At 63.0% G+C, this 6,225-nt stretch carries 8 protein-coding genes; all 8 read right to left on the bottom strand.

What is annotated here, in order from left to right:
• Positions 1–74: 74 nt before the first annotated feature.
• Positions 75–341, bottom strand: coding sequence for a flagellar biosynthesis protein FliQ (gene fliQ / locus FJ979_RS28790; RefSeq protein ID WP_140496235.1), 267 nt, complete (start codon positions 339–341; stop codon positions 75–77).
• Positions 342–362: 21 nt separating this feature from the next.
• On the bottom strand, positions 363–770 hold the full coding sequence (gene flgD, locus FJ979_RS28785) for a flagellar hook assembly protein FlgD (protein WP_140584403.1): 408 nt from the start codon (positions 768–770) through the stop codon (positions 363–365).
• Complete coding sequence (gene flbT / locus FJ979_RS28780; RefSeq protein WP_140496233.1) at positions 770–1,210, bottom strand: flagellar biosynthesis repressor FlbT; 441 nt, start codon at positions 1,208–1,210, stop codon at positions 770–772. The genes flgD and flbT overlap by 1 nt, the downstream gene beginning before the upstream one ends.
• On the bottom strand, positions 1,207–1,554 hold the full coding sequence (gene flaF, locus FJ979_RS28775) for a flagellar biosynthesis regulator FlaF (protein WP_140496232.1): 348 nt from the start codon (positions 1,552–1,554) through the stop codon (positions 1,207–1,209). Before flaF ends, flbT begins: the two co-directional genes overlap by 4 nt.
• Before the next feature lie 30 nt (positions 1,555–1,584).
• Positions 1,585–2,628 (bottom strand): flagellar hook-associated family protein, encoded by a 1,044-nt coding sequence (locus tag FJ979_RS28770; RefSeq protein WP_140496231.1) that lies wholly within the window; start codon positions 2,626–2,628, stop codon positions 1,585–1,587.
• 3 nt (positions 2,629–2,631) lie between these two features.
• Positions 2,632–4,083, bottom strand: coding sequence for a flagellar hook-associated protein FlgK (gene flgK, locus FJ979_RS28765; protein WP_140560324.1), 1,452 nt, complete (start codon positions 4,081–4,083; stop codon positions 2,632–2,634).
• A gap of 28 nt (positions 4,084–4,111) precedes the next feature.
• Positions 4,112–5,368 (bottom strand): flagellar hook protein FlgE, encoded by a 1,257-nt coding sequence (locus tag FJ979_RS28760; protein ID WP_140522332.1) that lies wholly within the window; start codon positions 5,366–5,368, stop codon positions 4,112–4,114.
• 79 nt (positions 5,369–5,447) lie between these two features.
• Positions 5,448–6,116, bottom strand: a complete 669-nt coding sequence (locus FJ979_RS28755; RefSeq protein ID WP_140496228.1) for a response regulator transcription factor — start codon at positions 6,114–6,116, stop codon at positions 5,448–5,450.
• Positions 6,117–6,225: the final 109 nt, after the last annotated feature.

Here is a 6,225-nt window from a genome sequence, read left to right as displayed (position 1 = left end):
CAATCCAGCCAGCATCTTGAATCACAAACATCCGGTTTTGGGAATCCTACGATTCTCCCAAAATAGGAAATGCTCTAGAACCCGTTTTCAATGCGCTCGAAGACGACGTTGGTGAAGGCCGATATCTGGCTGCCGATGAAGGGACCGGTCAGCGCCGCCACGAGCATGATGGCGACGATCTTCGGCACGAATGTCAAGGTGATCTCCTGGACCTGCGTCAGGGCCTGGATCAAGGCGATGCCGATACCCACCGCCATGGCGACCAGCACCACCGGCGCGGATGCGGTCAGCACCGTCCACACCGCGTACTGGACGATGTCGAGTGCGTCGGCCTCGTTCATGGGATCGGCCTGCCGGAGCCGTCAGCTTGCCGCCTTGACCGAGACGCCGGGGCCGACCGCGATCTCGGTGCCGTTGTCCAGCACGGCGATAAGGCCGCTGCTGGCAAGGCGCACGGACGCGACGGTGCCCGTCGTGTTGCCGTCGGCGGAGGTTATCGAGCGCCCGATCAGCGCATCGGCCTGCGACAGCGCCGAGGACTGCATGATCTGGTCCAGCTTGGTATTGGTCTGCACAGACTGCTCGACCTGCGAGAAGGTGGCGAGCTGGGCGACGTACTGTGTCGAATCCATCGGCTTGGTCGGATCCTGGTTCTTCATCTCGGCGATCAGAAGCTTCAGGAAGGACTGGTAGTCGACAGCGGTCTTGGAGGTCTGCTGGCTGGCCTGATTGGCGCCAACCGGTATCGTCGTCGTCATGTCCACGGTCATCAGCGTGCTCCCACAGCCAGCGGACGCGAGGCGCCCGGAACGTCGTCATTGCCGCCAAGCGCGCGGCGTTCGAGCGGATAGAGCGACCGGATCGCCTTTAGCGCCTCGTAGATGTGATCCTCGCCGACCATGCGGTCGATCTGTTTCAACGCACTGCCGATCTCGGCGTCCTCGAAACTTGCAAGCAGCAGCGGCAGGGAGCGGCGGAACATTTCGCGCGCCTCGCCGGCGCCGGCCGGATTCATGAGCATCACCTGGAGGATGAAATACAGCTGCTTGAGCGGCGTCGAGGCGTCATCGGCCTGGATCACATGGCTTTCGAGCAGGAACTGCACGTCGTTCATCAGTTCGACGGTGACCTTGCGGTCGACGCGGATGACGGCACCGTTGATGTAGATCTTCTCGTTCGGCTTCAGCGATATCTTCAGCGTGTTGGTCATTGAATGCCGTCGCGGATGATCTGGGATACCTCGATCAGTCCCTCGAAATTCTGGGTGCGGCCCTGGCGGATGTCTTCCGCCTCGCGCAGCAGCCAAAGGCCGATCGAAATCAGGTTGGCGCGCAGTTCCTTGGGAAGCGCGTTGTCGTTGGAGCCGAGATCCTCGACAAAGGCGGTCCAGACGCGGTTGGTGAAATGCAGCGCCTCCACTGCCTCCATCGAAGCGGGGCCAAGGGCGGCGGCCGCCGCCAGCATGTCGATCGAGCGGGTCAACAGCTCCCGTTCACGGTCCTTCGCATCGGCGACAGAGGTGCTCTGGATGTCGGCGTAGGAGAATTGGTACATCGTTGGCTCTACCGTTCCGGTTCAGAGTTGTCAGGTCAGGTAATTCAACAGGCTGAGCTGCTGGAGCCGCGCCGTCAATGCGAAGGAGGTCTCGATGTGCTGCGTCAGGTCGGCGACGCGGGTCGCGGCTTCGGCCGGGTCGACCGCTTCGAGATCGAGGATGTGGCGCTCGAACAGGTCGACCTGCGTCTTCATGCGGTCGACGGCGTCGGACACGCGCTTCTGGACGATACCGGTTTCGGACTGAACCTGGCCGATGCCGCTGAGCGCTTCGCCAACCAGCGACTGCGAGCGGCCGACGATGGTGTCCTTCGCCGCCTGGCTGATGTTGGTCGACATCAGGCTGGAGACCATGGCCGCCGCCATGGCGAGCTTCTTGATGCCGTCGCTGTTGGCGCTGGTCGAGGTCGCGGTGGTTTCGTTGAGCGCGATGCGGCTGACGATCTGCTGGTCGGTGGCGTTCGACCAGTTGGCCTGCCAGCCCGAACCGAAGAACTGCGGCTCGACGTCGTTGGTGATGAAATCGTCCATCTGGGCCGCAGTGATGTTTGCCGCGGCGGGGTCATCCGGCGTGAAACCGAAATTGGCGACGAAGGAGGCGTCGAAGGCAGCCTTGGCGGGTGATCCGGCCGCTGTGAAATCGTTGATCGGCTTGACGTCGGTGTTGGTGCCGGCAAACAGATACTCGCCGTTGACGCTGGTGTTGAGGATCGAGGCGAGCTGCTGGACGGCCGTCTTGCCGGCCGACTGGGTGAGGTTGGCGGAAGAATCGCCCGACGTTGAGGTGGTCAGGCTCGACAGCAAGGTCTGCGCGACGCTGGAGAGCTGGCCGAGCGAGGTCTGCGTCGAGGAGAGCCGGGCGGCCACCAGGCCGTTGGAATCGATAATGACATTGAGCCGGTCGAGATCGCGCGAGAAGGTTACGGACTGGGCGGTGCGTCCGCCCAGTGCCAGGCCGACATCGGCGACCCTGCCGGTCGAGGACTCCTTCGTGGCTTTGACGAGTTCGGCCTGCATGCGCATCTGCTGATAACGCATGGCGTTCGAGAGGGCGGCCGAAGAGACTGAGGTCATGGATTATCCCACCGCGCTGAGCAGAGCCGCCAACATGTCGTCGACGGTTTTCATCATTCGGGCCGATGCCTGATAGGTATGTTCGAGATCGAGAAGCAGTGACATTTCCTGGTCGACATTGACGCCGGTCGCGTTGGACAGCGCCTCGGCGCTGCGCGACGCCAGGGCTTGCTTGGCGTCGGCTGCGGTCGACGCCTGCTGGCGCACGCCCTGGAGCCAACCGATCGAATTGGCGGCATAATCGGCAACGCTCGACGTCGCCGAAATCCCGGCGGCGGGGTCGAATGTCATCGGCTGATCGAGCCGGTCGCCATAGGCGACCAGAAGGCTGGAATAAGAGGCGCCGCCAGTGTTGACGACATAGGCCGCGCCGTTGGCGCCGCCGTCGCGCAGCAGTGCCGGATTGCCGCCGACACTTGGATCCATGGCGGCATTGACGCTGATCGTGCCGGCAAGGCCATTGACCAGCGTGCCAGCGGCCGGCACCGCCGGCGCGCCCGACCAGGTGAACAGCCCGGCGGCGTTGGGCATTGACGGCGCGGTCTCGGCGAAGGCCGTGATCAGGCCGCGCGCGGTCTCGTCGAGCTGGCTCTGCATGGTCGAGGCTACGCCATCGCGCAATTGCAGCAAACCGGCAAGCTTGCCGCTGGCGCTGGTGTTGCCGCCGGTTCCCGCCGAGATCGGCACATTATCGATGTAGAGGGCATTGCCGACGGTACCGGCGCTGTAGCCGGAGGATGGGGCGAAGCTGACCGTTCGCGGGATGGTTTCGAACAGTGTCGTGCCGTCACCCGTGGTGATGACCATGTCATTGTCGCCGCGCGTGAAGGTGGAGACCGGAACATAGTCCGAGATCTTCTTCAAAAGCGCGTCGCGCTGGTCCAGCGCATCGGACACGTCGGTGCCGGAGCGCGTGCCTGATATGACAGCCTGGTTGGCATCCTGGAACTGGCTGAGCAGCGAGTTAAGATCGTCTACCGCGGTGGCGATCTGGCCGTCGGTCTGGGTGCGAAAGTCCTGAATGGCCCTGGAGCCTTCGTTCAGGGAACGCACGACCTGCTTAGCTGCGTCGATGACGCTGGAGCCGAGATTCTGGTTCGAGGGCGAGGTGGCATAGAGCTGCAGCGCCTGCTGCAAATTGCCGATCGCGGTCGAGGGAGAGGACGCATTGTCAACGCCATTGACCGAAACATCCAGCTGATCCAGGCCGCTATAGAGTGCGTTTTGGCCGCTGTACGCCGACAGGGCGCTGAGATTCTGGCGGAAGAGCAGGTCGTTGGCTACGCGCTGGATATCAACCGAGCGCGCGCCCGGCGCCGTGCTGGTGACGACGGCGATGCGGCGCGTATAGTCCGGATTGGAAGCGTCGGCGACGTTGCGCGAGACAACGCTGGTCTGCCGAGCGGTGTTCATAAGCGCCGATTGGGCGATGCTCAATGCGGTGGAAAGCGACATGCGGGTCTTTCACGGGCGTTGCCCGGTTTTATCTCTTCAGGTTAACAAGGACGTCCATCAGGTCGGAACCCGTCTGGAAGACTTTCGAATTGGCGGTGTAGCTGCGCTGCGCCGCGATCATGTTGGTCAGTTCCTCGGCGATATCGACGTTCGAATTCTCGAGCGCGCCGGAGATGATGGAGCCAAGCTTGCCTTCATTGGCAAAGCCGACGCGGACCGCGCCGGATTCTGTGCCTTGCGAGTACACATTGCCGGGCAGCGCGGTGAGCTGGTCGGGACTCTGCACATCGGCCAGCGGGATCTTGTAGAGCGGCTTGGTGGAGCCGTCCTTGTACTGGGCGTAGATGGTGCCGTCCTTGCTGATCTGCACCTTGTCGATGGTGCTCGGCGCGTTGCCGTTGACCTGGGCGTCCGAAACCGTGAAGCCGGTGCCGAGCTGGGTCAATGCCGACAGATCCAGTGAAAAGGTGCTGCCGTTGGGCACGGTGAGCGAGACGCTGTCGACGGCGCCGGTGAGCTTGCCCGTGGTCGTGTCGAAGGTCAGGTTGGCCGAGCCAAGCGCGCCGCCGGTGTAGGGGAATGACGTTCCGGCGGTCGCCTTCGACTGGTCGAAGACCGACACCTGCCAGGTGCCGGCGCCGGTGTTGGTGAAATAGACGTCGAGCAGCTTCTTGTTGCCGAGATTGTCATAGGCGACCATCGAGGATTTCGAGGTGTACTGCGCGCCTGCGGCGTTGGTGGTGGGCAGGTTGCCGGCCGCGACCGGCGTCGCGCCTGCGGGCAGGTTGCCGCTGTAGAGACCCTCGGTGCTCGGGGTCGCGGTCATTCCCTGGTCGGAGATGACGACCGGGACCAGTCCTTCAAAACCGTTCACCGTCGCCGCCGGCACGCCATTTTCGTAGCTGTAGGCCATCAGCTGGAAGCCGGCCGAGTTGACCAGCCTGCCCTGTCCATCGGGAACGAAGGCGCCGGCGCGGGTCAGGAAAGGCGTGCCGCTCGGGTCCTGGACGACAAAGAAGCCGTCGCCGCTGACGGCAAGATCGGAGACAGAGGTAGTGTATTGGAGCACGCCGGGATCGCTGACCGCCTGCCGGATCGTGGTGGTGATGCCGCCGGAATTATAGGCGCCGCCCGTCGAGGGCATGACCAGCGTTGAAAATTCGGCGGAGGACCGCTTGTAGCCGGTGGTATCGGAATTGGCGATGTTGTCGGCTGTCGTCGACAGACGGTTGGCCTGCGCGTTCATGCCGGAAACGCCGGTCCGCATCATCCCGTAGAGGCTCATCGAAATGTCTCCGCAATGTCCATGCCACTGGCAGCGAGGCTACGCGTCCTGTCTTGCGCGAGGCTGGCGCGGCGGTGCATCAGAACACCAGCCGGTAGCCGAGGAAGCGCTTGGAATCGATCGGATCGGTGCCCAGCTTCTCGCGCAGCTTCTTGCGCAGCTTGCTGATGTGGCTTTCCACCACGTTCTCCTCGACCTCTTCGTCGAAGATGCCGTAGATGGCGTTGAATACTTGGGTCTTGGTGACGCGGCGGCCGCGATTGCTTGCCAGATATTCGAGAATGCGGCGCTCACGGCGCGGCAAGGGAAGCGGCTGGCCATTGATTTCAGGGTCGCGGCCATCCATGAAGATGCGCATGGCGCCGATCTCGGTAAAGGCGGCATCTTCGTTGGCGCGGCGGCGGATGGCTGTTATGCGAGCCAGGATCTCGCGGATATGGACCGGCTTGCGGATGACGTCATCGACACCGCTCTCGAATAGCCGCAACGTGTTCTCCAGCGAATGCTGCTCGCTGAGAGCAATCACCGGGGCTCCGGTGCGGTCGCGGATCTGGCGCGGAGAGATCGCGCCTTCGCGGCAGTCGCCGATGAGGAAGGCCCGGACCGAGCGCAGATCGGCATCGGCCGCCGAGTTCACCCACTCGCCGAATTCGCCGGAAGCGAAGCCCGCGCAGGCGATGCCCTCGCGGTCAAAAAGTGAATTGTATCCGTCTGTCACGAGCTCTCGCTCGTCAACGATAACGATCATCGGCCCCGCCTCCGAATCAGCTCATCTGCCCCGTGGGGGAAAGCCGTATCCGCTGGCAGGAATCCTGAACAACCGTCATTTCTTGTAACTAGTTTCTTGGGAGTCTGGA

Origin of the sequence: Mesorhizobium sp. B1-1-6 (assembly GCF_006443035.1) — a bacterium.
Lineage (GTDB): Bacteria > Pseudomonadota > Alphaproteobacteria > Rhizobiales > Rhizobiaceae > Mesorhizobium.
This window is presented reverse-complemented; position numbering and strand designations above follow the sequence as displayed.